The sequence below is a fragment of the Pseudomonas sp. REST10 genome, assembly GCF_029542605.1.
Taxonomy (GTDB): domain Bacteria; phylum Pseudomonadota; class Gammaproteobacteria; order Pseudomonadales; family Pseudomonadaceae; genus Aquipseudomonas; species Aquipseudomonas khazarica.
The window spans coordinates 3,096,184-3,121,731 of sequence record NZ_CP035677.1 but is presented as its reverse complement, the minus strand read 5'-3'; the positions used below and the strand labels follow the sequence as shown (position 1 = coordinate 3,121,731).

Below are 25,548 nucleotides of genomic sequence, written 5' to 3'. Positions count from 1 at the left end.
GGCTTTCTGAAAGCATCCGTACTCTTTACCTCCAGTGACTCTGGTTCGGTCTGGTTGGCCCTCGGGCTCCTGCCATTGTTAGGCAGATATACCGCCGAATCGCTTCCTGGCTCATCCCAACCCACGTGACCTTTGGTAGGGGTCACCACTAGGAGAGGAGGCGCCATGCCCATCATTACTCTTCCCGACGGCAGTCAACGTTCGTTCGATCATCCGGTATCCGTACTGGAGGTCGCTCAATCCATTGGTGCGGGTCTGGCCAAGGCCACCCTGGCTGGCAAGGTCAACGGCAGGCAGGTCGACGCCTGCGATGTCATTGATACCGATGCCACCCTGCAGATCATCACGCCGAAGGACGAAGAGGGGCTGGAAATCATCCGCCACTCCTGTGCTCACCTGGTTGGCCATGCGGTCAAGCAGCTGTATCCGAATGCCAAGATGGTGATCGGTCCGGTCATCGATGAAGGCTTCTATTACGACATCGCCATCGACCGTCCCTTCACGCCGGAAGACATGGCGGCCATCGAGAAGCGTATGGCCGAGCTGATCGACAAGGACTACGACGTCATCAAGAAGATGACGCCGCGCGCCGACGTCATCGAGCTGTTCAAGTCCCGTGGCGAGGAGTACAAGCTGCGCCTGATCGACGACATGCCCGATGAAACGGCCATGGGTCTGTACTTCCACGAAGAATACGTCGACATGTGCCGTGGCCCGCACGTGCCGAACACGCGCTTCCTCAAGGCGTTCAAGCTGACCCGGATTTCCGGTGCCTACTGGCGCGGCGACTCTAAGAACGAGCAGCTGCAGCGTGTCTACGGCACCGCCTGGGCGGACAAGAAGCAGCTGGCTGCCTATATCCAGCGCATCGAAGAAGCCGAGAAGCGCGATCACCGTCGTATCGGCAAGCAGCTGGACCTGTTCCACCTGCAGGAAGAAGCGCCGGGCATGGTGTTCTGGCACGCCAATGGCTGGACTGTCTATCAGGTGCTCGAGCAGTACATGCGCCAGGTGCAGCGCGAGAACGGCTACCAGGAGATCAAGACGCCGCAGGTGGTCGATCGCATTCTCTGGGAGCGTTCCGGTCACTGGTCCAACTACGCCGAGAACATGTTCACCACGGCCTCGGAAAATCGCGATTACGCGGTCAAGCCGATGAACTGCCCGTGCCACGTGCAGGTGTTCAACCAGGGCCTGAAGTCCTACCGTGACCTGCCGCTGCGTCTGGCCGAGTTCGGTGCCTGCCACCGTAACGAGCCGTCCGGCGCGCTGCACGGCATCATGCGCGTGCGTGGTTTCGTGCAGGACGATGCGCATATCTTCTGCACCGAAGAGCAGGTGAAGAAGGAAGCGGCCGACTTCATCAAGCTGACGCTGGATGTCTACAAGGACTTCGGCTTCACCGACGTCGCCATGAAGCTGTCGACTCGTCCGGCCAAGCGCGTGGGTTCCGAAGAGCTGTGGGATCGCGCCGAGGGTGCGCTGGCCGATGCGCTCAACGAATCCGGCCTGGAGTGGGAATACCAGCCGGGCGAGGGTGCTTTCTACGGTCCGAAGATCGAGTTCACGCTGCGTGACTGCCTGGGCCGTAACTGGCAGTGCGGCACGCTGCAGTACGATCCGAACCTGCCCGAGCGTCTGGATGCCAGCTATATCGCCGAAGACAACAACCGCAAGCGCCCGGTCATGCTGCACCGTGCGATCCTCGGTTCCTTCGAGCGTTTCATCGGCATGCTGATCGAACATTACGCCGGTTCCTTCCCGGCCTGGTTGGCGCCGACCCAGGCGGTGATCATGAATATCACCGACAAGCAGGCCGATTTTGCCCGTGAGGCGGAGAAAACTCTCAATCAAAGCGGTTTTCGTGCCAAGGTTGACTTGAGAAACGAAAAGATCGGCTTTAAAATCCGCGAGCATACCTTGCTCAAGGTTCCCTATCTCCTGGTCATCGGAGATCGGGAGGTCGAGACACGATCCGTTGCTGTGCGCACCCGCGAAGGCGTCGACCTGGGGTCAATGCCTCTCGAGCAGTTCGCCGCGCAGTTGCAGCAAGCGGTTTCCCGGCGTGGTCGCCAAGATTTGGAGTAAGAACTATTAAGCGTGATATGAGACAGGACAAGCGGGCCGCCCCCAAGGCGCCGATCAACGAGAACATCACCGCGCGTGAAGTTCGTCTGATTGGCGCGGACGGCCAGCAGATTGGTGTGGTTTCCATCGATGAGGCGCTGAGCGCCGCCGAGGAAGCCAAGCTGGATCTGGTGGAAATCTCCGCAGACGCGGTGCCACCGGTTTGCCGCATCATGGACTACGGCAAGCACCTGTTCGAAAAGAAAAAGCAGGCTGCTGCGGCGAAGAAGAACCAGCACCAGCAACAGATCAAAGAAATCAAGTTTCGTCCAGGGACGGAAGAAGGGGATTATCAGGTAAAACTACGCAACCTGATACGTTTCCTTGAAGATGGGGACAAGGCCAAGGTATCTCTGCGATTCCGCGGCCGTGAGATGGCCCACCAGGAGCTGGGTATGGAGCTGCTCAAGCGGGTCGAACAAGACCTGATCGAGCTCGGCACCGTCGAACAGCATCCTAAGCTGGAAGGACGCCAGCTGATGATGGTCATCGCTCCCAAGAAGCGTAAATAACCTCCCGGGCACTGGCAGGCCTGATGGTTATCAGTTGTTAATGAATGCGGAGTACTAAACATGCCAAAGATGAAAACCAAGAGCGGCGCTGCTAAGCGCTTCCTGAAGACTGCTTCGGGTTACAAGCACAAGCACGCTTTCAAGAGCCACATCCTGACCAAGATGTCCACCAAGCGTAAGCGCCAGCTGCGTGGCAGCTCGCTGATCGGTCCGTCGGACGTCGCAAAAGTCGAGCGCATGCTGCGCGTTCGTTAATCGGTCAAGATACTTAGAGGTAATTACTCATGGCTCGTGTTAAGCGTGGCGTTATCGCTCGTGCTCGTCACAAAAAAATCCTGAAGCTCGCCAAGGGCTACTACGGTGCTCGTTCGCGCGTGTTCCGTGTTGCCAAGCAAGCGGTGATCAAGGCAGGCCAATACGCCTACCGTGACCGTCGTCAGCGCAAGCGTCAGTTCCGTGCACTGTGGATCGCTCGTATCAACGCTGGTGCTCGCGTCAACGGCCTGTCCTACAGCCGTCTGATCGCTGGCCTGAAGAAAGCGTCGATCGAAATCGACCGTAAGGTTCTGGCTGATCTGGCAGTGAACGAAAAAGCGGCGTTTGCTGCGATTGTCGAGAAAGCTAAGGCCGTTCTGGCTTAAGTCCCCCGACAATCACCGGGTTCGCCCGGTGGCAACGTCAAAGATAGGGGAAGAGCCTTAAAAGCTCTTCCCCTATTTCGTATCTGGAGTCTGTAAATGGAAAATCTGGATGCATTGGTCTCCCAAGCGCTCGAGGCCGTGCAACAAAGCGAAGATGTCAACGCCCTGGAACAGCTCCGGGTTCAGTACCTTGGCAAGAAGGGCGAACTGACTGCCCTGATGCAGACCCTGGGCAAGTTGTCGGCCGAGGAACGCCCGAAAGCCGGCGCCTTGATCAACACTGCCAAGAGCCAGGTGCAAGACGCCCTGAATGCCCGCAAATCTGTGCTTGAGCAGGCCTTGCTCGCCGAGAAGCTGGCGTCCGAGCGTATCGACGTGACCCTGCCGGGCCGCGGTCAGGCCTCTGGTGGCCTGCACCCGGTGACCCGCACCCTGGAGCGCGTCGAGCAGTTCTTCACCCATATCGGTTACAGCGTTGCCGAAGGCCCGGAAGTCGAAGACGACTACCACAACTTCGAAGCGCTCAACATCCCCGGCCACCACCCGGCGCGGGCGATGCACGACACCTTCTATTTCAATGCGAACATGCTGCTGCGCACCCACACCTCGCCGGTCCAGGTGCGCACCATGGAATCGCAGCAGCCGCCGATCCGCATCGTCTGCCCAGGCCGTGTCTATCGCTGCGACTCCGATATCACCCACTCGCCGATGTTCCACCAGGTCGAAGGCCTGCTGGTCGACGAGGGCATCAGCTTCGCCGACCTCAAGGGCACCATCGAGGAATTCCTCCGCGTGTTCTTCGAGAAGCCACTGGGCGTGCGCTTCCGTCCGTCGTTCTTCCCGTTCACCGAGCCGTCGGCTGAAGTCGACATGCAGTGCGTGATGTGCTCGGGCAAGGGCTGCCGCGTGTGCAAGCAGACCGGCTGGCTGGAAGTCATGGGCTGCGGCATGGTTCACCCGAACGTGCTGCGCATGAGCGGCATCGACCCGGAAAAATACTCGGGCTTCGCCTTCGGCATGGGTGTCGAGCGCCTGGCCATGCTGCGTTATGGTGTCAATGATCTGCGCCTGTTCTTCGATAACGACCTGCGGTTCCTGGCGCAATTTCGCTAGCGCCGTGCCCTCGTCATCGAATTCGTTTAAGGAGAACAGACAGTATGAAATTCAGTGAACAGTGGCTGCTCGGCTGGGTCAGCCCTGATGTATCGCGTGACGACCTGGTTGCGCGTCTGTCCATGGTCGGCCTGGAAGTCGACGCCGTTCAGCCCGTCGCCGGTGCCTTCAGCGGTATCGTCGTGGGCGAGATCCTCAGCGCCGAGCAGCACCCGGACGCCGACAAGCTGCGCGTCTGCCAGGTGAGCAACGGCGGCGAGACCTTCCAGGTGGTCTGCGGTGCGCCCAATGCCCGCGCCGGCATCAAGGTGCCGTTCGCCATGATCGGCGCCGAACTGCCGGGTGACTTCAAGATCAAGAAGGCCAAGCTGCGCGGTGTGGAATCGCAGGGCATGCTCTGCTCGGCGTCCGAGCTGCAGGTCAGCGATGACAACAGCGGGCTGATGGAGCTGGCGGCCGATGCGCCGGTGGGCCAGAGCCTGCGTGATTATCTCGGCCTGGATGACGTGTGCATTGAGCTGGGGCTGACCCCGAACCGCGGCGACTGCCTGTCCATCGCCGGCCTGGCCCGCGAAGTCGGCGCCATGTACGGTGCTCCGGTCACCCCGGTGGCCATCGATCCGGTGGCGCCGGCGCATGATGAAGTGCGTTCGGTGGACGTGCTGGCCACGCAGGCCTGCCCGCGCTACCTGGGGCGTGTGATCCGCAACGTCGACCTGTCGCGTCCGACGCCGCTATGGATGGTGGAGCGCCTGCGCCGTTCCGATGTGCGCAGCATCGATCCGGCTGTCGACATCACCAACTACGTGATGCTCGAACTGGGCCAGCCCATGCATGCGTTCGATCTCGCCGAGATCAACGGTGGCATTCGCGTGCGCATGGCGGAAGAGGGCGAGAAGCTGGTGCTGCTCGATGGCCAGGAGGTCAGCCTGCGTGCCGATACGCTGGTGATCGCCGATCATCAGCGCGCCCTGGCCATTGCAGGGGTAATGGGTGGCGAGCACAGCGGCGTGAGCGGCAAGACCCGCGACCTGTTCCTGGAAAGCGCCTTCTTCGACAATATCGCCATCGCCGGCAAGGCTCGTTCCTATGGCCTGCACACCGACTCCTCGCACCGCTTCGAGCGGGGTGTCGACTCGCAACTGGCGCGCCAGGCCATGGAGCGTGCGACCGCATTGCTGCTGGAGATCGTGGGCGGTGAAGCCGGCCCGATCATCGAGGCCTGCAGCGAAGCCGACCTGCCGAACGTCGCACCTGTGACGCTGCGTGCCGAGCGTATCAGTCAGATGCTGGGCATGGACATGGACGCGAGCGAAGTGGAGCGTCTGCTCACCGCGCTGGGTCTGGGCGTCAGCGCCCAGGGCGCCGGTCAGTGGCAGGTCAGTGTGCCGAGCCACCGCTTCGATATCAGCCTGGAAGTCGATCTGATCGAAGAGCTGGGCCGACTGTACGGCTACAACCGCCTGCCGGTGCGCTACCCGCAAGCCCGCCTGGCGCCGCAGGCCAAGGCCGAAGCGCGCGCCGAGCTGCCTGCGCTGCGCCGCCTGCTGGTCGCGCGCGGCTACCAGGAAGCGATCACCTACAGCTTCATCGATCCCAAACTGTTCGAACTCTTCGCTCCGGGTGTCGAGCCGCTGCAGCTGGCCAACCCGATTTCCGCCGACATGGCGGCCATGCGTTCGTCGCTGTGGCCGGGTCTGGTCAAGGCGCTGGAGCACAACCTGAACCGTCAGCAGTCGCGCGTGCGCCTGTTCGAGAGTGGCCTGCGTTTCGTCGGCCAGCTCGAAGGTCTGCAGCAGGAAGCCATGCTGGCCGGCGTGATCAGTGGCAGCCGCCTGCCGGAAGGCTGGGCCAACAGCCGTGATGGCGTCGACTTCTATGACCTCAAGGCCGATGTCGAAGCGTTGCTGGGCTATGCCGGCGCGGTCGATGCCTTCAGCTTCGTGCCTGGCGAGCATCCGGCCCTGCATCCGGGCCAGACCGCGCGCATCGAGCGAGAAGGGCGCCTGGTCGGTTTCATCGGTGCCCTGCACCCGGAGCTGGCCAAGACCCTGGGGCTGGATCAGCCGGTGTATCTCTTCGAACTGGTGCTGGCCGAAGTCGCTGCGGGTCGCATGCCGGCCTTCAGCGAACTGTCGCGCTTCCCTGAAGTGCGCCGTGACCTGGCGTTGCTGGTCGATCGCGAGCAACCGGCCGAGGCCGTGCTGGCGGCGATCCGCGAGACGGCGGGTGAATGGCTGACGGACCTCAAGCTATTTGACGTCTATCACGGTAAAGGCATTGATCCGCTTAGAAAAAGCCTTGCCGTCGGCTTGACCTGGCAACATCCATCGCGCACTCTTAATGACGATGAGGTGAGTACTACTACGCAAAATATCCTCACCTGCCTCGAACAAAGGTTCAACGCCACGTTAAGGAAGTAGCGTATGGGGGCTCTGACGAAAGCTGAAATGGCGGAACGTCTGTATGAAGAGCTCGGCCTGAACAAACGGGAAGCCAAGGAACTGGTGGAGCTGTTTTTTGAAGAGATCCGCCAGGCTCTTGAGCTGAACGAACAGGTCAAGCTTTCCGGGTTCGGCAACTTCGACTTGCGCGACAAGCGCCAGCGACCCGGTCGTAACCCGAAAACAGGGGAAGAGATTCCAATCACGGCTCGCCGTGTGGTCACTTTTCGTCCAGGGCAAAAATTGAAAGCCAGGGTCGAGGCCTATGCTGGAACCAAGTCATAACGACGAATTACCGGCAATTCCCGGCAAACGCTACTTCACCATTGGTGAAGTCAGCGAACTCTGCGCGGTCAAACCTCACGTTCTGCGCTACTGGGAGCAGGAATTCCCACAGTTGAACCCGGTCAAGCGGCGGGGCAACCGCCGCTACTATCAGCGCCAGGATGTGCTGATGATCCGGCAGATTCGAGCATTGCTGTACGATCAGGGTTTCACCATTGGTGGGGCGCGCCAGCGCCTCTCCGGTGACGAGGCCAAGGACGACACCACCCAGTATCGTCAGCTGATCAAGCAGATGATTGCGGAGCTCGAGGACGTTCTGCACGTCCTGAAGAAGTAAGGCCAAGAAAAAGTTGCCTTATTTCAAAAGCTTAATGTATAGTTCCTCCCGCTTTCGGTCACCCGGAAGCATCGTCGGGGCGTAGCGCAGCCCGGTAGCGCACTTGCATGGGGTGCAAGGGGTCGAGTGTTCGAATCACTCCGTCCCGACCAAATAACTCCACGATCTAGGCCAGTTCAGAAATGAGCTGGCCTTTTTCGTTTCAGGGACTTTTCTTTTTTCATTCCGCTATCCTCCTCAAAATTGTCAGGGCCGGCCCGCGCGAGTCGCTGGCCGAAATTCTGTTGGCTTCATCGATCAGTTTGCTCAGTCGGGTTCTACCCCGTTAACACGGACACTTTCGAGTAAGCTCACACCGAGCCGAAGGAGTGAGCATGTCCCTTGGCACTTTCCTTTCAAGGATGGCCCAGTCGATGTAGGTGTCTGCCGTATCTTTGCTGGCAAGTGGAACCAGCGAAGGCACGGTCCCTCTGAGTGCCCTTGGGTAGTACCTCAAACGCACCGATCCGGCATCTTCGCCAAACGCCTACGACCACTCTGGTCTACTCGACATGATCAGAACCTACGGCCTGCTGCATCTGGTTCATGAGATGGCGGGCACTGGACGGTGGGCTGGCTACCAAGGAAGAGGAACCGGCTTAACACGCTGCACACGCCTGAAAGGGTGCAGCGAAAAGTGGGCTCAGCCCCCTTGATTCATGGCAACCCAAACGTAGCTCAGGATGTTTGCCGACGTCAGTTGTTAAACAAGGGTAGATAGCCCAGCTCGACGAGCTTTGTGTCCAGCGCGCCGACACTTCGGAAGTGCTCTCTATTGCGTTCATCCATAACCTGAGCACTGCTCACCAGAATCGTGCCGCGACCTGGTATGTCGATCAGCTCGTCTGCATCTGAGAAATCGCTGGGATCTAGCGGGTGCGGACAGAAACCTATCCAGCCGATGGTTTGACGGTCGGAGAAGGTTTGGCCATCCAGGTAGTACCTGTCGGGAGCTATTACACCCCAATCGATTTCCGGCCAGATGGATACCGCTAGGCGAAGCATTTCCAGCAACACCGGACGTGGGTTCTCAAGAGCTGATACCAGCGCTCCGGCATCTTCGAAATCCATGCTGGATATGGATTCCATGTCGTGTGCGTCGTAGCTGAAGGCCAAGCCTCCCCGCAGCGGATCTTCCTGTCCATTCCACACAGCTACGGACAGCCATGTTGGATATTCGGCGTCGAAACTTGCGGCGGCAGCCTCGGACAACGCTTGGGGGGCGCTCAGCACGTCACTGCGCAACGCGTCCTGAACTGAGGCACCTTGTAAATACCATTTACCAAGAAGCGTATGTAACTGGCCCAACGCACCCAGGTAGCGGTATATGCGCTCCAACTGCTCCTCATGGGGCACCGCAGCGATCGCACTTTTGTTGAAGCGCATCTTGAATACAAAGGACCGGAAAGAATTTGCCATGCTGGTTCCTCAGGCAATCAGATCGGGATTATCCCGGTAGTAGTCGTCGAATTCGCGTTGCTCACGCTCGCGGTGTTCCTGATATTCGTCGTGCTCAGGGGTGTTCGGCATTGGATTCCAGAAGGCTGTCAGATTGGTCAGCCCCAAACGGCGATATTGGCTGGAGCAGTGCTCGTAGACGATGCGCTGCAGAAAGTGCCACTCGACTCTGACGGGGGGCGTCGGCCTTGCCTTAGCCGAGTGGCGGCGTGCCGGGTCTACAAGAACTGATTTGACCGGTGCCCAAGGCTTTGGAACACCCAGCAAGGGTACAAACATGAAGGCGTAGTTGGCCTTGGCCTCAAGCAGGGTACAACGCGGTTCTTCGAATCCATCCCACCAGGTTTCGCTCCATCGCCATTCGTAAGGCGGAGGAAATCCGGTTACCCAGGCCTGGTATCGCGAAGATAGATCCGACATGGAATGCCCTTTGCCGTTGTTGGCCACCGCCATGGTGCCCTCTGTGGGGGCGCAGTCAACGCACTCGTCGTCTCGTTCTGCATCACAGGTCCGTGTGCGCTCGTCTGCCTTGTCAGCGGTACGCGTTTGCGGCAGTACCTGGGGCTGCGGAATAGGGCGTGGAGCGGGGCGAGCTCCCGAATGGGGAAGTGTCTCTGGCATAGGGCGAGGGGAGGGGCGCGCTGTAGGCATTGGGAGGCGGGGAGCCGGCGGGCGAGCCAGAGGCATACCGGGTCCGAACCGAGGTGTTGCGCGAAGGCCCAGAGTTGCGCCGGGGCTGCCCAGTGCGCTTCCTGCAGCGGTGATCAAACCACTCATATCAGACGACTCCTTGTCAGTTCCACGTGGTGTTCTTGAGCTTCCAGACGAACGTCATGACGCTCTGATAGTCCTTGAAACGCTGCTCAGGCGAGTCGGCGACCGAACGTTTCATCCAGGACACGAAGGCGTCATCTCTGTGAAAGCCAGGGAACATGAGTCCGTAGCGCATGAAGTCCTCGATCGCCTGAGGGTCGGTAAGGCCAAACCCCTCGGCGTGCCGCCGATATCCGGCCAGGTAGCTGGTGCCTCCTGACAGGCCATGCCGAGCAAACCAATCCGGATCTTGCGCTCGCACCTCCAGTAGCAACTTCTCGATGGCTTCGTCGCGGCGCACTGCATCAAGCTGTGCGATTTGCTCGCTCGACAGTTCAAGCATGCTGCCCCCCTTGCATATCTACATCCAGAGGGAGGTAGCGGGACTCGAGCGGCTGCCATACCAGCCAGTGCTCGATGGGTCGCATCATCTGCTGGCGCTGCTCCTCGCTCAGGACGCTATTAAGGGCCCGCCGAACAATCGGATTGTAATAACGGAAGAGTGACTTCCTGCCGTCGGGAAGCCTGGTGAACAGAAACGACCCAAGATGCTGGGACAGAGTCTCGAAGCTCTTGGTGCTCATTAGCCATGACACCAAAGGTTCTTTGCGGTCTCGGTTTACGAGCCAGTGCTGTAAGTCGCAGCGTTCGTCCAACTGCACAAGGGCTGGGCCACCTTGCTTGATCGCATCCAGCTCTGTGCCCGCCAACAGCCATTGCCAATGGCCAGAGGCTTGAACTAACCGGGACTCCAAGGTCAGGTAGCGGGCTCCGTCGACCAGTGCGAAAAGCTTGAGCTCCGGATTATTGGCAAGACGAATACGTACCTCGTCTTCGATGCTGCGAAAACCGTTGGCCCCACTCATCTCCGGACTCCAAGTGATTCCAAAGGTACGAATGTCTGGTTACGACTGGCTGCAAGAAGTAGGCAGGGTAGGCAAATTTTCGGAGTTATGGGCACAGCAAGCAGAGTCGTAAAGGCGGCAGCCGTATGTGTGTTACCGATGATTACGGTGCCAGATCCGCCCACGACAACATTCCCGTGATTCCCTGTGCTGCCTAGGGTTGCGACGGGTAATCCGTCGACAAACACATTGGCAACAAGGTTGCCCACCAGGGCTGAGCCGCAAGCAGTCGGATCGCCTTGGCGGGCCGCTGGCAAACTATCGAATAGGACATCTGGCGAGCCGGAAGCGATTGGATTAGTGCCGTGTCCAGGAATGGGGCAGGCAGTCGGGTCGGTAACTCTTGCTGCTGGTTTTCCACTCATTTTGCAGATCCTTGCATGAGCGCAATTTCGCTTGAAGAGGATGGTCAGAGGGCGTTGGCCTAGCCCCTTTGAGGAGCCTAAGCGCGACTCGCACTGGCCAGATTTCGCTTGGGACATTAGCAAGAAAGAGTTGTGCAAATCTTTGCGCATATAGCGCCTAGGCCCCGTATTAAAAGGGCTTGCGGCGAGTGTAAGAAATTATGTCTTTCAGGGACTGCCTCCATTGAGGAAGAGCCGGCTGCACAGGCTGAGCACGATTGATAGGGCACCGCAAAAAAGGGGCTGGACTACCTCCGCCTCGATAGACATTTCCCAGCCTTATACCGAGGCGCTTTACGCGTTATCCAGATCAACACCGCTTCAGGTCAGGCTTGCGTATTAGGAAAATGAGTCAGCGAGCGTCTGGCTGGCAGCAGACGCTGAAGGACGCAGGATAAAAACCTCGCCAGCAAGCGAGGCTATGACGGGGCCCTCAATCAACCGCTTCCTTGCGTGCTGGCGATAGCGAAAAGTCCAGGGCTTCGGCGAGCAATTCCTGGTCGCGCTCGCCGGTGAGTTGACCGACCAGCTCCCACTGCTGGTCCAGTTCCTCGTTGATGGCTTGCATGCGTTCGATCATGCGTTTGGCAGCCTTCTGCACAGTGGCGTCGTGGCTTTGCAGCTGATCGAAGGCCATGGCCGTCAGGGAGGCCGTCATGTGGGTCATGCTGCGAGCCATCAGGCCCAGTAGCTGCAGTAGCTGCTCTTCCTTGGCAGACATTGCGTGCTCCTATCGAGTCCAGGCTCCAGCTTAGCTGAATGGCCCGAAGTTCAGTGACGCATGTGTGTAAGCCTATTTCCATAGTTGAGGTACTACGTTGGCCCCAGTCCATTCGGACTTGTCTGGCGGGGCCGAGGTGTCCGAATAGCCTTGCGCTGATCGGGTCGAATCGACTCACCGTGGATACGCGGTGTGCAGCTCTGCTTGCCGGAAATAGCGGCTCAGACCTGGCCTAGATGGAGGTCAGCCTCTTTTCCATGGGCTGGAAAATCAGCCCGGCGAACTCGCCAACTTCGCCGGTCAGGATGAATCCATAGCGCTCGTAAGCTTTCACCGAAGACAGCGCTGCTCGTACCGTCAGCACGTCGCCTCTGGCATGTTCCATCGCCGCGTCGATCAGGCGCTGGCCGATGCCTTTGCGCTGGCAATCCGGCGCCACGAACAGCATCGCCACATGGCGTCCTTCCTTGAGCTCGATCAGCCCCGTCAGCGCGCCATCCTCCAGGCAGCCGAGCATGAGGTTGTCACCGGCCATACGTTCGGCGAATGCCGCTGTGTCTGCCAGCTTGCTGAAGGTCTCCACGCCCTGGGGCGGCAGCGAGGGCGCGACCGCCAGCATGAATGCGTCCATGCACAGGGTGCTGGCGCTGGGGAGGTCGTCGCGGGTCAGTTCACGGATCTGCATCCTGTTCATCCTTGTCCGGGCAGGTCTGGTTGAAAACGCGGGGGCGCTGCTGGCCGGAAGCGGGGCTTGCTCTGTTCCCGGCGCCTTGCGATTGCGCTCAAGTCGACGCCTTGCCCGCCGACTAAACGGTGTAACGCCGCGCCTGTTCATCTATAACTCAGGGTAGGCATCTGGCGCGGGTACCCTGGCCAGGGCGCTTGTACGCAGATGGCACAGGCGATGGAGTATCGCAGCAACTGATCCTGCTGGTGGAACTAGGAGCGTTCGTAAGCAGTTCTGGTAGCCCCTTGTAGTGTCCCTCCCAAGTAGGAGTAATCGCATGGCTTTGGTCCCCGTTAGACTGTCCCAGCGCTTGACCCTGGGTTGCATCGTGCTTCTGATTCTCACCGCGCTGGCGGTGTTCTCGGTGATGGCCTTGCGTGGGCAACCCCGTGTGGTGGCGGCCAGTGGTGAGCTGATCGAGCAAACCGGCAGCGCCATCGTGCGCCAATTGGCGTTGCAGCTGGCGCGTATCGAGGGGGTGACGGCCAGCCTCGCGCATCTGGCCGAGGTGCTGCCGCGTGAGGAGGCGCTGTATCGCGATAGCCTGCCGAATCTGATCGACAATCAGGGGGACCGGGCGATCGCCGGTGGTGGCGTCTGGCCCGAGCCAAATGCCTTCAGTGATGGCGTCGAGCGCCGCAGTTTCTTCTGGGCGCGTGGGGCCGATGGTCGCCTGAGCTACTCGGACGATTACAACGCGGCAGACGGGCCTGGCTATCACAACGATGCCTGGTACACCGGCGCCCGTAGCAGCAAGCTCGGCCAGTGCCTCTGGTCGGAGGCCTATCAGGATGCGGTGACGGGTGTGCCGATGGTCACCTGTAGCGTGCCATACCAGCTGAGTGGCCGCTTTGCCGGGGTCGCCACGCTGGACCTGCTGCTGGATGATCTGGCGCGCTTTCTGACCGAGCAGGGCAAAGTCACCGACGGCTATGCCTTCGCGCTCGATCAGGCCGGCAACGTGCTGCATTTTCCGGGCATGACCGGCGGCAAGGGTGGCGCGATGGTCAAGTTCGCCGACCTGGCGCAGCAGCACGGCTGGCTCAAGCCGATTCAGGATGCGTTGAGCGGCGGCAGCGCCGGGGGCATTCGCAACATTGATCTCGAACAGGATGAGCAGCTCAACCAGGCCAGTCGCGTCAGTCTGTTCGTGATGCCGGACACCGGCTGGGTCATCGGCCTGGCGACGCCGCAGGAGCGGGTCACGGGCCTGGCCCATGCGCTGACCTGGGAAATTCTGCTGTTCCTGTTGCCCTTGCTGGCGGTGCTGCTGGCACTGGCCTGGCTGGCAGGGCGCAAGTTGATCGGCCAGCTGGAGGAAACCACTGCGCAGATCGATTCCCTGGGGCGCGGCTCGGCCAGCCGTGATGTCGAGTTGAGCGTGGAGCGCGAAGACGAAATCGGCGCACTGCGCCACGCGGTCAACCGCTACGCCGGGCAGTTGCGCACCATGCTCCAGCGCATTGCCGAGGAAGCCGATCACCTGCAGGCCGAGGCCGCGCAGCTGGGTGGCCTGAGCAGTACCCTGGCGGGGCGTGCCGAACAGCAGCGGCAGGAGAACACGCAGTTGGCTGCCGCGATCACCGAGATGTCGTCGAGTGCGCAGGAGGTGGCGCAGAACACCAATGACTGCGCCGACACCGCGCAGAGTTCTCTGGTCGTCGTGCAGCAGGGGCAGCAGAAGGTTGCGTCCAACAGTGCGGCGATCAAGGCGCTGTCCACGGAAATGGCGGGTGCGGCCTCGGTGATCAGCCAGCTGGAGAAGGACAGCCAGCAGGTAGGGGCGGTGCTGGATGTGATCAAGGCCATCTCCGAGCAGACCAATCTGCTGGCCCTGAACGCGGCCATCGAGGCTGCGCGTGCCGGTGAGCAAGGCCGTGGATTCGCGGTGGTGGCCGATGAGGTGCGCACCCTGGCGGGCAAGACTCAGTCCTCGGCCAATGAAATCGGCACCATGATCAGTGCGCTGCAGCAGGCGTCACGCCAGGCGGTGCAGGCGATGCAGGCGGGGGAGGCACGCACGGAGCATGCGGTGGTCGAGGCCGAAGGTGCTGCCTCGGCGCTCTCCAGTTCGGTACAGAGCTTCGACGATATTTCCCAGCGCGCCCAACAGATCGCCGTGGCGGCGCAGCAGCAAAGCCACGTCACTCAGGAGATCAACGAACTGGCGGTGCGCATCCACAGCATCAGCGAGGAGAACGCTCGCGATGCCCAGGCGCTGGATGAGGTCAGTAGCGCCATGCAGGCGCTGTCGTCCCGCTTGACCGGGTTGAGCCGGGGCTAGCCAGTCGCGTTTCAGGGCTCGGCGCCAGTCCGCAGCCCTGAAGCTCCGCCGAGCTCTCTGAAAAAAACGCGACTTGGGCAAAGACCCTCTATTCTTAGAGTGATGCCACCTTAAGGGAATGGCTCAGCAGCGGTGGGCTGTCAGCAGTGATCGTCGGCATCTAGGGAAACGCGCTTCATTCGGGCAGCTCTTTCCTGATCGACAACGGTTCTGTGGCCTCGCTATTGGTACGTCCAGATGGACCAGATCCTATCCCTCCTGTCGGAAACCGTTCCCCAGGCCCGCTCCCTGGAACAGTTGGCTCGCCCTCTGCTGGCGCTGCTCGGCCAGCTCACGGGCATGGAGTCGACCTACCTGACGACCATCAACCTTGAACAAGGCTTTCAGCGGGTCGAGATCGCCCGCAACACGGGGCCGATGGTCATCCCCGAAGGGCTTGTGGTGCCCTGGGCTGACACTCTGTGCAAGCGGGCTTTGGAGGAGAACCGCCCGTACTCGGACAACGTTTCAGAGTGCTGGGGTGATTCCGACGCCGCCCAGGCGCTGGGAATCAAGACCTACCTGAGTGCGCCCATCCGTTCCCAGGCCGGCCATGTGTTGGGTACGGTCTGCGCGGCAAGTTCGCAGCAGGTCGCCTGTTCGCCCAAGGTCGAACCGGTGCTGCGCTTGCTGTCGGCGCTGCTGGGCTACTTTCTGGAGCGCGAGCTGCTGGTCGAGCAACTCCAGGCCGCCAACGCCGAGCTGGCCACGCTTGCCCTGACCGATCCTCTCACCGGCCTCGCCAATCGGCGCGCCATCCTGCGCGACCTGGAGCATCTGTATGCCCTGGCGCAGCGGGATAACAGGTACGTGCTGATCGGGGTCATCGACCTGGACGGGTTCAAGCTCATCAATGACGTCTATGGCCACCAGGCCGGCGACCACTTTCTCCAGGGCGTGGCCAGCCAGCTCAAGCGCAGCCTGCGCAACAGTGACAGCGTTGGCCGCGTTGGCGGTGACGAGTTCATCGTCATCGCCCAGGGCGCCTCGCCGGAAAGCGCGGCCCTGGACCAGGAGCTGAGTACCGCCGCCAGCCTGATGCAGGAGCGCCTGAGCCGCGCGACGATCGGGCGCTACCCGTTGGGCGATGGCGTGGAAGCCCTCGACTATCAGGGCGCGAGCGTCGGGGTGGCTGCCGTGATGCCCGCCGAAACCAGCGCCGAGGAAGCCATCATCCTGGCGGATGGTGAGATGTATCGCGTCAAGCAGCAACGCAAGCGTCAGCGCTCATAGGCGCGGCGCACCGAGCGACTCCTGCAGCCATCGCGCACCTTGTCCGAAAATGCTGGCAAACTTGCGCTTCGATTCTCGACAGGAGTTAGTCGATGTCCGTCAGCCCGGAGCTGTCGCCAGGCCTCATCGTCATTCACGGTAACCACCTCGAAGAGCTGCGTGCGCTCTCGGTGGCGTGGATGCGCCGCTATCCGCTGCGGCCGCTGGAGAATGAGGTGCTGCTGGTGCAGAGCAACGGCATCGCGCAGTGGCTCAAGCTGGCGCTGGCCGAACGCGATGGCTGCGGGATCGCGGCGGCGCTGGATGTCGACCTGCCTGCGCGCTTTCTCTGGCAGGCCTATCGCAGCGTCCTGGGGCGTGATGCGATTCCCCAGCAGTCGCCGCTGGACAAGGCGCCGCTGACCTGGCGCCTGATGCGCCTGTTGCCGCAGCTGCTGAGCGACGACGCGTTCGCTCCGCTGCGGCGCTTTCTGGCCGATGACCAGGATCTGCGCAAGCGCTACCAGTTGGCCGAGCGCCTGGCGGATCTGTTCGACCAGTACCAGGTCTACCGCGCCGACTGGCTGGAAGACTGGGCCAACGGCCAGGATCGTCTGCGCACGTCGCGGGGCGGCGAGCGCCCCCTGGATGACGCGTCGCTCTGGCAGCCCGCATTGTGGCGTGCGCTGCTGGCGGATGTCGGGCAGGAACACCTGGCCGAAAGTCGCGCCGGGGTGCACCCGCGCTTCGTCGCCCGCCTGGGGGAGCTGGACAGCCGGCCAGCGGGCCTGCCCCGGCGCATTACGGTATTCGGTATTTCCTCGTTGCCCGCGCAGATGCTGGAGGCGCTGGCGGCCATGGCGCGCTTCAGCCAGGTGATGCTCTTCGTGCACAACCCCTGCCAGCATCACTGGGGCGATATCGTCGAGGACAAGGACCTGCTGCGCCACGAGTACCGTCGCCAGCGGCGCAAGGGCAATCCCGCCGGGCAGATCGGCCTGTTCGACGAGTCGGAGATGCACCAGCATGCCCAGCCGTTGCTGGCCGCCTGGGGCAAGCAGGGGCGTGACTACATCAATCTGCTGGATCAGTACGACGAGCCGCAGCGCTACCGCGAGCAGTTCGAGCGCATCGACCTGTTCAGCCCCGCTGCGCAAGGCGGCCTGCTGGGCCAGGTGCAGAACGACATCCTCGATCTGCGCCCGCTCGAGGAAAGCCGGCGCACCTGGCCGGCGCTGCGGCCCGGAGAGGATCAGTCGTTGCGTTTCCACGTCGCGCACAGTGCCCAGCGCGAGGTCGAGGTGCTGCACGACCAGTTGCTGGAGCGCTTCAGCAGCGACCCGAGCCTGCGTCCGCGCGATGTGATCGTCATGGTGCCCGACGTCAACACCTACGCCCCGCACATTCAGGCGGTGTTCGGCCAGTTCGCCAGCGACGATCCGCGTTTCATTCCCTTCACCCTGGCCGACCAGGGGCTGCGCGGTAAGGAGCCCATGGCGATCGCGCTGGAGCACCTGCTGCGTTTGCCGGAGAGCCGCTTCAGCGTCAGCGAGGTGCTGGACCTGCTGGATGTGGCGGCGCTGCGCGCGCGCTTCGCCATCAGCGAGGAAGCGCTGCCGACCCTGCGCCGCTGGCTGGAGGGCGCCGGCATCCGCTGGGGGCTGGACGCCGCGCAGCGCGAGACGCTTGGCGTGGGCCACGGCCTGGAGCAGAACACCTGGCGTTTCGGCCTGCGTCGCATGCTGCTGGGCTATGCAGTCGGGCGTGGCCAGGCCTACGCCGACATCGAGCCGTTCGATGAGATCGGCGGGCTGGACGCCGCGCTGATCGGCCCGCTCAACCGCCTGCTCGATGCGCTCGACGCGTTGCTGGAGAACCTGCGCGAGCCGGCCAGTCCAAGCGCCTGGGGCGAGCGTTTGCGCAGTCTGCTCGAGGCGTTCTTCCTCGCCCAGGACGAGCGCGACGAGGTGCTGCGCAATCAGTTGCTGGAGGCGCTGGACACCTGGCTCGAGCTCTGCGAAGGCGCCGCGCTGGAAGAGCCACTGCCGTTGGCGGTGGTGCGCGAAGCCTGGCTCGCCGGGTTGGACCAGGGGCGGCTTAGCCAGCGCTTCCTTGCCGGCGCGGTGAACTTCTGCACGCTGATGCCGATGCGCGCGATTCCGTTTCGTCATGTCTGCCTGCTGGGCATGAACGACGGCGACTACCCGCGCAGCCAGACGCCGCTGGATTTCGATCTGATGGCCGGCGACTACCGCCCTGGCGACCGCTCCCGGCGTGAGGACGATCGCTATCTGTTGCTGGAGGCGCTCCTCGCCGCGCGTGACCACCTCTATATAAGCTGGGTGGGGCGCAGCGTGCGTGACAACAGCGAGCGGCCGCCCTCGGTGCTGATCGGCCAGCTGCGTGATCACCTGGCCAGCGCCTGGCGCCTGGAGGACGCTGGCGATCTGCTGCACGCGCTGACCACCGAGCATCCCTTGCAGCCTTTCAGCCGTCGCTACTTCGCCGGCGACGCGTCGCTCTACAGCTATGCCCATGAATGGGCGGCGCTGCATGGCCAGCTGCCGGAGGCGCAAGGCGCTGATGCGCTGCCGGCCTGGGAGGAGGGCGGCACGCTCACGCCCGAGCTCTTGCAGAGCTTCCTGCGCGACCCGGTCAAATGCTTCTTCACGCGCCGGCTCAAGGTGCACCTGGATGAACAGGCCCAGCGTCAGCTGGACATCGAACCCTTCGCCCTGGACGGCCTGCAGCGCTACCAGTTGCAGGAGCGCCTGCTAAAGGCGGCACTGCTGGCCGAGGAGGAGGCTCCCGAAGCGGCACTGACGGTCGCGGCCGAGCGCTTGCGCCGCAGCGGGGTGTTGCCACTGGCAGGCTTTGGCGAGCAATACCGGCAGGCGTTGCTGGCGCCACTGCCTGCGCAGGTTCTGCGATATCGCGCGCTGGCTGAACGCTGGCCGCATGCCCTCGAGTCGCCCTTGCCGCTGCATTTCGTTCAGGCCGATGTGCTGCTGGACGGCTGGTTGAACGGTTTGCGCCGCAATGCTGACGGCGCCCTGGCCAGCCTGCAGGCAGTGCCGGGGGCGCTGGCCAAGGAGGGCGCGTGGAAGTGGCACCGCCTGCTGCGGCCTTATGTGTTGCATGTGATCGCCGCGGCCTGCGAGCTGCCGCTGACCACCTTGCTCGTCGGGGAAGACCGCTCACTGGCCTTCGACCCTGTACCTGTCGAGCAGGCTCGCGAGATCCTTACGGCCTGGCTGCAGGGCTGGGGCGAGGGCATGCGCGCACCGCTGCCGGTCGCTCTGAAAACCTCGCTGGCGTGGCTGCATGACGGCAACGAGGACAAGGCGCGTGCGGTGTACGAGGGGGGATTCAACATGACCGGTGAGGTGGCGGGTAGCGCCAGTCTGACGCGGCAGTTCCCCGACTTCACCTGCCTGACGGCCGATGGCGCGTTTGCCGAGTGGAGCGAGCGCCTGTACCGGCCTCTGCTCGACAGTGCCCCGCGCGCGCTCGAGGAGGTGCAGTCATGAGCGCCGTTCAACGTCCGCTGGCCCTGCGCTTTCCGCTGCACGGCAGTCGCCTGATCGAGGCCAGTGCCGGCACGGGCAAGACCTACACCATTTCCGCCCTGTACCTGCGGCTGATCCTCCGTCATGGCGATGACGCGGCGTTCGCCGAACCCTTGCTGCCGCCGCAGATCCTGGTGGTGACCTTCACCGATGCCGCCACCCGCGAGCTGCGTGACCGCATCCGTGCGCGCCTGGTGGAGGCGGCGAGTGTGTTCCGCGGCGACGGTCAGGGCGATGCCTTGCTGGCGACGCTGCGCGATGACTTCGACTCCGCCCTGTGGCCCGATTGCGCCCGGCGCCTGGAGCTGGCCGCGCAATGGATGGACGAGGCGGCCGTCTCCACCATTCATGGTTGGTGCCAGCGCATGCTGCGTGAGCATGCCTTCGACAGCGGCAGCCTGTTCAGCCAGACCCTGGAGACCGATCACAGCGAGCTGCTGGCCGAGGTCGTGCGCGACTACTGGCGGCAGCATTGTTACCCCCTGCAGGGCGCGGCACTGAACTGGGTCGCACAGCAGTGGGGCACGCCGGACGGGCTTGGTGTGCGCCTGCGTCCGCTGCTCGGGGAGGCGGCCGAGGTTTCCCCGCAAACGCTCGGCGCCTTGCTCGACCAGGCATTGAGTGCCCGCGAAGTCGAGCTGGCGGTGCTGAAGGCACCCTGGCCGAAATGGATCGAAGAGCTGCAGCTGCTGCTCGACCAGGCCGTCGCCGACAAGCAGGTGGACGCGCGCAAGATCCAGGCGCGCTACTACAACCCGTGGCTGCACAAGCTGCGGGAGTGGGCGAGCGGCGAGGAGGCCGTGGTCGATCTGGGAACCGGCTTCAAGCGCCTGACGCCCGATGGCCTGGCGGAAGCCTGGAAGGGCGAGGCGCCGCAGCATCCGGCACTGCTGGCCATGGCCGAGCTGGAGGCGCGCCTGGGCGCACTGAGCGATCCGGGCGAGGCGGCGTTGCGTCATGCCGCCGCCTGGGTGCACGCGCGTTTCGACTGGGAGAAACGCCAGCGCGCCGAGATGGGCTTCGACGATATGCTCACCCGCCTCGATGTCGCGTTGCAGGGCGAGAACGGGCCGCGCCTGGCGGAGGTCATTCGCCGCCAGTTCCCGGTCGCGATGATCGACGAGTTCCAGGACACCGATCCGCTGCAGTACCGCATCTTCGACACCCTCTACCAGGTCGAGGCCAACCGCGAGGACTGCGGGCTGTTCATGATCGGTGACCCCAAGCAGGCCATCTATTCCTTCCGCGGCGCCGACATTCACACCTACCTGCGCGCACGCCGCGCGACCCATGGGCGCCACTACAACCTGGAAACCAACTTCCGCTCCAGCCAGGCCATGGTCGATGCGGTGAATGCGCTGTTCCTGGCAGCGGAGCGACGTGAGACCGGCGCCGGCGCCTTCCTGCTGCGCGATGATCTGCCGTTCATCGAGGTCGGTGCGCAGGGGCGCAAGGAATGCTGGACGGTCCAGGGTCAGGAGCAGCCGGCGCTGACATTGTGGCACCTGAGCACGGATGAGCCGCTGTCGAAGAGGGCCTACGTGGAGGCGCTGGCGGGTGCCGCCGCCAGTGAGATCGTCGCGCTGCTCGACCAGGGGCAGAAGCAGCAGGCCGGCTTCCTGCGCGGCGGTGAATTGAGCGCGCTGCAGCCCAGCGACATCGCCGTGCTGGTGCGTGATTTCAGCGAGGCGCAGGCGATTCGCAGTGAGCTGGGCGCGCGCGGGGTGCGCAGCGTCTACCTGTCGGACAAGGATTCGGTATTCGCCGCCCAGGAGGCGCACGACCTGCTGCTGTGGTTGCGCGCCTGCGCCGAGCCGGATCAGGACCGCCCACTGCGCGCGGCCCTGGCCAGCGCCACGCTGGGCTTGCCACTGAGCGAGCTGGAGTGCCTCAACCTCGATGAGCGCAGCTGGGAGCGGCGCGTCATGCAGTTTCGCGGCTATCGCCAGTGCTGGCAGCGCCAGGGCGTGCTGCCGATGCTGCGCCTGCTGCTGCAGGACTTCAGCCTGCCGCAACGTCTGATGGGGCAGGACGATGGCGAGCGGGTGCTGACCAACCTGCTGCACCTGGCCGAGCTGTTGCAACAGGCCTCCAGCGAACTGGACGGCGAGCAGGCGCTGATCCGCCACCTCGGCGAGCTGCTGGCCGGGGAGGGGCAGGGCGCTGACGAACAGGTATTGCGCCTGGAAAGCGACGAGGCGCTGGTGCGGGTGGTGACCATCCACAAATCGAAAGGCCTGGAGTATCCCCTGGTATTCCTGCCATTCATCTGCGGCTTCCGTCCGCTGGATGAGAAGAAACCGCTGCTGGTACAGGACGGCGAACGCCGCCGCGTGCTGCTCAAGGCGGACGAGGAGGCCTTCGAGCGCGCCGAGCGGGAGCGTCTGGGCGAGGACCTGCGCCTGCTCTACGTGGCGCTGACCCGCGCGCGGCATGCCTGCTGGCTGGGCGTGGCGGATCTGAAGATCGGCAACGCCAGGAAGTCGCGGCTACACCAGTCCGCACTCGGCTATCTGCTGGGCGGTGGCGAGGCGCTGGTGCAAAGCGCCGATCTCGAGGGCTGGTTGCGCGCCTTCGGCAGTGCTGCCGGCACTCGTCTGCAGGCGCCGCCCGAGGTGAGCGACACGCGCTATCAGCCACAATCGGCCGCTGCCTTCCAGGCGCAATGGCGAACGCCGGTGCGACGTGCGGCCGAGCACTGGTGGATCGCCTCGTACAGTGCACTGCGCCTGGACGAGGGCGAGCAGCGCAGCGTCCAGCGTCACGAAGATGCGGCGCCGGACAGCGCGGCCATCCAGAACGCCACGGATGATGAAGGCGCGGTGCTGGAGCAGCCCGGCCTGCCGGTGTCTGCACAGGGCTTGCACCGCTTCCCGCGTGGGCCCAGCCCAGGTACCTTCCTCCACGGCTTGCTCGAACTGGCCGCCGGTGAAGGGTTCGCGCACTGCCTCGAGCAGCCCGAGGTCATGCGTGACCTGCTGGCCCGGCGTTGCCAGCGACGGGGCATGCAGGGCTGGATCGAGCCATTGCAGCACTGGCTGGCGCAACTGCTGGCGCAGCCCTTGCGCCTGGCCGAAGGCAGCGTGGCCAGCCTGGCGCAGATGGATGACTACCAGTCGGAGCTGGAGTTCTGGTTCGAGGCGCGCCAGGTCGATGTGCGGCGCCTCGATGCGCTGGTACAGCGCTTCGAGTTGCCCGGCCTGGCCCGCCAGCCGCTGCGGGCCGATACGCTCAATGGCATGTTCAAGGGATTCATCGACCTGACGTTCGAGTATCAGGGGCGTTATTACGTGCTCGATTACAAATCCAACTGGCTGGGCGCTGACGACAGCGCGTATACCACCGAGGCGATGGCCGAGGCGGTGGTCAGTCACCGTTACGACCTGCAGTACGTGCTTTATGTGCTCGCCTTGCACCGGCAGCTGCGTTTGCGGCTGGCCGACTACGACTATGACCAGCATCTGGGCGGCGCCCTCTATCTGTTCCTGCGCTCGCCGCACAACGGGCAGTACCTGGCCCGTCCGCCACGGGCGCTGATCGAGCAGCTCGACGCGCTCTTTGTCGGCGATGCCGGGGAGGTGCCGGCATGAGTGCGGTATTGCAGACGCGGGAGGCGCTCTTCGAGATGCTGGCCCGCTGGAGCGAGCAGGGCTGGCTGCGCGAGCTGGACCGCTCCCTGGCGCAGTTCTTCGCCGGGCTGGATGAAACGGCTTCGCCGCTCATGTTGCTGGCCACCGCGCTGGCCAGTCATCAGCTGGGGCAGGGGCATGTGTGCCTGGACCTGGCGGTCACCCTGAACGATCCGGACTTCGCACTCTCGCTGCCGCCGGAGGGCGAGGAGGCCGAACAGGGGCTGGCGTTGCCATCGCAGGTGCTGCAGGCGGTGAGCCTGCAGCAGTGGCTGGATGCCTGCCGGGCCAGCGCGCTGCTGGCGCCGGAGCTGGCGGCACCACTGGTGTTGCGGGGTACCTGCCTGTACCTGCGGCGCTACTGGGACTACGAGCAAAGTGTCGCCGCGCATATCCGCAAGCGCCTGCGCGCCACGGCGCAAGAGCCGGAGCAGCTGGCCGAGCGCCTGGCCCGGTTGTTCCCGGAACCCTTGCAGGTGGCCGGTGAGCGCCAGGCAGACTGGCAGAAGCTGGCTTGCGCCCTGGCCGCATGCGGACGCTTCACCCTGATCACCGGCGGCCCGGGGACTGGCAAGACGACCACTGTCGTGCGTCTGCTGGCCCTGCTGCAGGAAGCTGCGGTGGCCGAGGGAGCTGCGCTGCGCCTGAGCCTGGCGGCGCCGACCGGCAAGGCTGCGGCACGGCTGACCGAGTCAATCGGTGGTCAGGTCGCGTCGCTGCCGCTGGATGACGCCATCAAGCAGCAGATCCCGACCACGGTGACGACCCTGCATCGCCTGCTGGGTAGCCTGCCGGACAGTCGTCATTTTCGCCACGACGCGAGCAACCCGTTGCCGCTGGACGTGCTGGTGGTGGACGAAGCCTCGATGATCGACCTGGAAATGATGGCCAACCTGCTCGATGCGCTGCCGTTGCATGCGCGACTGATTCTTCTGGGAGACAAGGACCAGCTGGCCTCGGTGGAGGCGGGGGCCGTGCTGGGTGACCTCTGCCGAGATGCCGAGCAGGGCGGCTACAGCGCGCAGACCCTGGCCTGGTTGCAGGCGCGCACGGGAGAGCAACTGAATGATGCGTCGCTGGTCGAGGGGCAGCAGGCGCTGGCGCAGCATATCGTCATGCTGCGTCATTCCAGGCGCTTCGGTAGCGACTCCGGCATCGGCCAGCTGGCACTGGCGGTCAACGCCGGTGACGCGAGCCGTGCCAGGGGCGTGCTGGAGGCGGGGCATGACGATCTGCAGCGGCTGAAACTGGCTGGCGAGCAGGATGCTGCGCTGGAGCGCTTCATGCTCGATGGCGTCGCTGGCCAGGCACAGGGCTACAGGCACTATCTAGATGTGTTGCATGGGCAGCGCCCGGCCACTGACGCCCCCTCGCTGCAGTGGGACGGCTGGGCCAGGGCGGTACTGGGTGCATTCGACCGCTTCCAGCTGCTCTGCGCGGTGCGCAAGGGAAACTGGGGCGTCGAGGAAATGAATCTGCGCATCGCCCGGGCCCTGCAGCGAGCCGGTCTGCTGGCTGCCGACCACGGCTGGTACGAGGGGCGGCCGGTACTGGTGACGCGCAACGACTACAGCCTGGGCCTGATGAATGGCGACATCGGCATTGCGCTGAACCTGCCGGATGATGAGCTGGGGCGCCAGGTACTGCGCGTGGTCTTCCCGCGCAACGATGGCAGTGGCGAGTTGCGCCATATATTGCCCAGTCGATTGAGCAGCGTGGAGACCGTGTTCGCCATGACCGTGCACAAGTCGCAGGGCTCGGAGTTCGAGCATTGCGCGCTGCTCATGCCGGATGCGCTCAACCCGGTGCTGACCAAGGAGCTGGTGTACACCGGCATCACCCGTGCCCGGCGCTGGTTCAGCCTGATCGAAAGCCGTGCCGGTATTTTCGAGCAGGCGGTGCTGCGCCGTGTTGAGCGTCGCAGTGGCCTGCGCGAAGCGCTGGAGGCGGCCGAGTAATAAAATTGCAATTTAAGCTTGACGCGCGTTCTGTGGGTTGTAGAATGCGCGCCACTTCAGCGATGAAGCTCTTCGAAAACTTCTTGTTAATCAATAAGTTAAGTTTAAAAGAGGGGTTGCAAAACTGGATCTGGCGTGTAGAATGCGCGCCGGTCGGCAGGGCGGTGGTTGAGCCTTGTTGGTGATTCGGTCGAGTGGATCGAGAGCGGTAGAAAAGAGGTGGTTGACAGCGGTTTTGAACGCTGTAGAATGCGCCTCCCGCTGGAGAGAAGAAGCTCTGATCGAAAGCGCAAGTGGTTGAGTAGAAAGAAAAAATTCTTCGAAAAACAGC

The 25,548-nt window shown here is 63.1% G+C and carries 20 protein-coding genes, 1 tRNA gene and 2 pseudogenes; 14 read left to right on the top strand and 9 right to left on the bottom strand.

Annotation, left to right across the window (positions count from 1 at the left end):
- The first annotated feature begins 165 nt into the window (after positions 1-165).
- From thrS to EWH21_RS14735, 9 genes are all read left to right on the top strand, one after another.
- Positions 166-2,088, top strand: coding sequence for a threonine--tRNA ligase (gene thrS / locus EWH21_RS14775; protein ID WP_277698690.1), 1,923 nt, complete (start codon positions 166-168; stop codon positions 2,086-2,088).
- Between the two features lie 17 nt (positions 2,089-2,105).
- Positions 2,106-2,639 (top strand): translation initiation factor IF-3, encoded by a 534-nt coding sequence (infC, locus tag EWH21_RS14770; protein WP_047584333.1) that lies wholly within the window; start codon positions 2,106-2,108, stop codon positions 2,637-2,639.
- Between the two features lie 60 nt (positions 2,640-2,699).
- Positions 2,700-2,894 (top strand): 50S ribosomal protein L35, encoded by a 195-nt coding sequence (gene rpmI / locus EWH21_RS14765; RefSeq protein ID WP_003243407.1) that lies wholly within the window; start codon positions 2,700-2,702, stop codon positions 2,892-2,894.
- Between the two features lie 29 nt (positions 2,895-2,923).
- Positions 2,924-3,280: a 50S ribosomal protein L20 gene (gene rplT / locus EWH21_RS14760; protein ID WP_003243409.1), complete on the top strand. Its 357-nt coding sequence runs from the start codon at positions 2,924-2,926 to the stop codon at positions 3,278-3,280.
- Between the two features lie 96 nt (positions 3,281-3,376).
- Positions 3,377-4,393 (top strand): phenylalanine--tRNA ligase subunit alpha, encoded by a 1,017-nt coding sequence (gene pheS / locus EWH21_RS14755; protein ID WP_037055102.1) that lies wholly within the window; start codon positions 3,377-3,379, stop codon positions 4,391-4,393.
- A gap of 44 nt (positions 4,394-4,437) precedes the next feature.
- Positions 4,438-6,816: a phenylalanine--tRNA ligase subunit beta gene (pheT, locus tag EWH21_RS14750; RefSeq protein ID WP_277698689.1), complete on the top strand. Its 2,379-nt coding sequence runs from the start codon at positions 4,438-4,440 to the stop codon at positions 6,814-6,816.
- Between the two features lie 3 nt (positions 6,817-6,819).
- Positions 6,820-7,122 carry an integration host factor subunit alpha gene (ihfA, locus tag EWH21_RS14745; protein WP_003243414.1) on the top strand — a complete coding sequence of 101 codons (303 nt, stop codon included), beginning with the start codon at positions 6,820-6,822 and terminating at the stop codon, positions 7,120-7,122.
- Entirely contained in the window at positions 7,103-7,459 is a 357-nt protein-coding gene (locus EWH21_RS14740) for a MerR family transcriptional regulator (RefSeq protein WP_013716019.1), read from the top strand. Before ihfA ends, EWH21_RS14740 begins: the two co-directional genes overlap by 20 nt.
- A 75-nt stretch (positions 7,460-7,534) precedes the next feature.
- Positions 7,535-7,611: transfer RNA gene (locus EWH21_RS14735), tRNA-Pro, on the top strand.
- 68 nt (positions 7,612-7,679) lie between these two features.
- Here EWH21_RS14735 and EWH21_RS14730 read toward each other — a convergent pair.
- From EWH21_RS14730 to EWH21_RS14695, 8 genes and pseudogenes are all read right to left on the bottom strand, one after another.
- Positions 7,680-7,769, bottom strand: a pseudogene (locus tag EWH21_RS14730) (integrase); the annotation flags it as partial.
- A gap of 425 nt (positions 7,770-8,194) precedes the next feature.
- A complete protein-coding gene (locus EWH21_RS14725) occupies positions 8,195-8,917 on the bottom strand; it encodes an Imm52 family immunity protein (RefSeq protein ID WP_277698688.1) in 723 nt (240 codons plus the stop codon).
- Positions 8,918-8,926: 9 nt separating this feature from the next.
- Positions 8,927-9,409 carry a restriction endonuclease fold toxin 5 domain-containing protein gene (locus EWH21_RS14720; RefSeq protein ID WP_277698687.1) on the bottom strand — a complete coding sequence of 161 codons (483 nt, stop codon included), beginning with the start codon at positions 9,407-9,409 and terminating at the stop codon, positions 8,927-8,929.
- A gap of 340 nt (positions 9,410-9,749) precedes the next feature.
- Positions 9,750-10,112: a hypothetical protein gene (locus tag EWH21_RS14715; RefSeq protein WP_277698686.1), complete on the bottom strand. Its 363-nt coding sequence runs from the start codon at positions 10,110-10,112 to the stop codon at positions 9,750-9,752.
- The gene (locus EWH21_RS14710) at positions 10,105-10,635 is read right to left on the bottom strand and encodes a DUF4123 domain-containing protein (RefSeq protein WP_277698685.1); all 531 of its coding nucleotides are present in this window, start codon (positions 10,633-10,635) and stop codon (positions 10,105-10,107) included. Before EWH21_RS14710 ends, EWH21_RS14715 begins: the two co-directional genes overlap by 8 nt.
- Positions 10,632-11,039 (bottom strand): PAAR domain-containing protein, encoded by a 408-nt coding sequence (locus tag EWH21_RS14705; protein ID WP_277698684.1) that lies wholly within the window; start codon positions 11,037-11,039, stop codon positions 10,632-10,634. Before EWH21_RS14705 ends, EWH21_RS14710 begins: the two co-directional genes overlap by 4 nt.
- A gap of 472 nt (positions 11,040-11,511) precedes the next feature.
- A complete protein-coding gene (locus EWH21_RS14700; RefSeq protein WP_277698683.1) occupies positions 11,512-11,799 on the bottom strand; it encodes a hypothetical protein in 288 nt (95 codons plus the stop codon).
- Positions 11,800-12,031: 232 nt separating this feature from the next.
- Complete coding sequence (locus EWH21_RS14695) at positions 12,032-12,484, bottom strand: GNAT family N-acetyltransferase (RefSeq protein ID WP_277698682.1); 453 nt, start codon at positions 12,482-12,484, stop codon at positions 12,032-12,034.
- A gap of 370 nt (positions 12,485-12,854) precedes the next feature.
- Between EWH21_RS14695 and EWH21_RS14690 the strand changes: the two genes are divergently transcribed.
- The 5 genes from EWH21_RS14690 (at position 12,855) to recD (ending at position 25,217) form a co-directional block, all read left to right on the top strand.
- Positions 12,855-14,810 (top strand): methyl-accepting chemotaxis protein, encoded by a 1,956-nt coding sequence (locus EWH21_RS14690; RefSeq protein ID WP_277698681.1) that lies wholly within the window; start codon positions 12,855-12,857, stop codon positions 14,808-14,810.
- Positions 14,811-15,047: 237 nt separating this feature from the next.
- Positions 15,048-16,082: a diguanylate cyclase gene (locus tag EWH21_RS14685; RefSeq protein WP_277698680.1), complete on the top strand. Its 1,035-nt coding sequence runs from the start codon at positions 15,048-15,050 to the stop codon at positions 16,080-16,082.
- Between the two features lie 92 nt (positions 16,083-16,174).
- Complete coding sequence (gene recC, locus EWH21_RS14680; protein WP_277698679.1) at positions 16,175-19,591, top strand: exodeoxyribonuclease V subunit gamma; 3,417 nt, start codon at positions 16,175-16,177, stop codon at positions 19,589-19,591.
- The gene (gene recB, locus EWH21_RS14675; RefSeq protein WP_277698678.1) at positions 19,588-23,220 is read left to right on the top strand and encodes an exodeoxyribonuclease V subunit beta; all 3,633 of its coding nucleotides are present in this window, start codon (positions 19,588-19,590) and stop codon (positions 23,218-23,220) included. The genes recC and recB overlap by 4 nt, the downstream gene beginning before the upstream one ends.
- Positions 23,217-25,217, top strand: a complete 2,001-nt coding sequence (gene recD / locus EWH21_RS14670) for an exodeoxyribonuclease V subunit alpha (protein WP_277698677.1) — start codon at positions 23,217-23,219, stop codon at positions 25,215-25,217. Before recB ends, recD begins: the two co-directional genes overlap by 4 nt.
- Positions 25,218-25,307: 90 nt before the next feature.
- Here the strand turns inward: recD and EWH21_RS14665 are convergent.
- Positions 25,308-25,548, bottom strand: a pseudogene (locus EWH21_RS14665) (hypothetical protein); the annotation flags it as partial.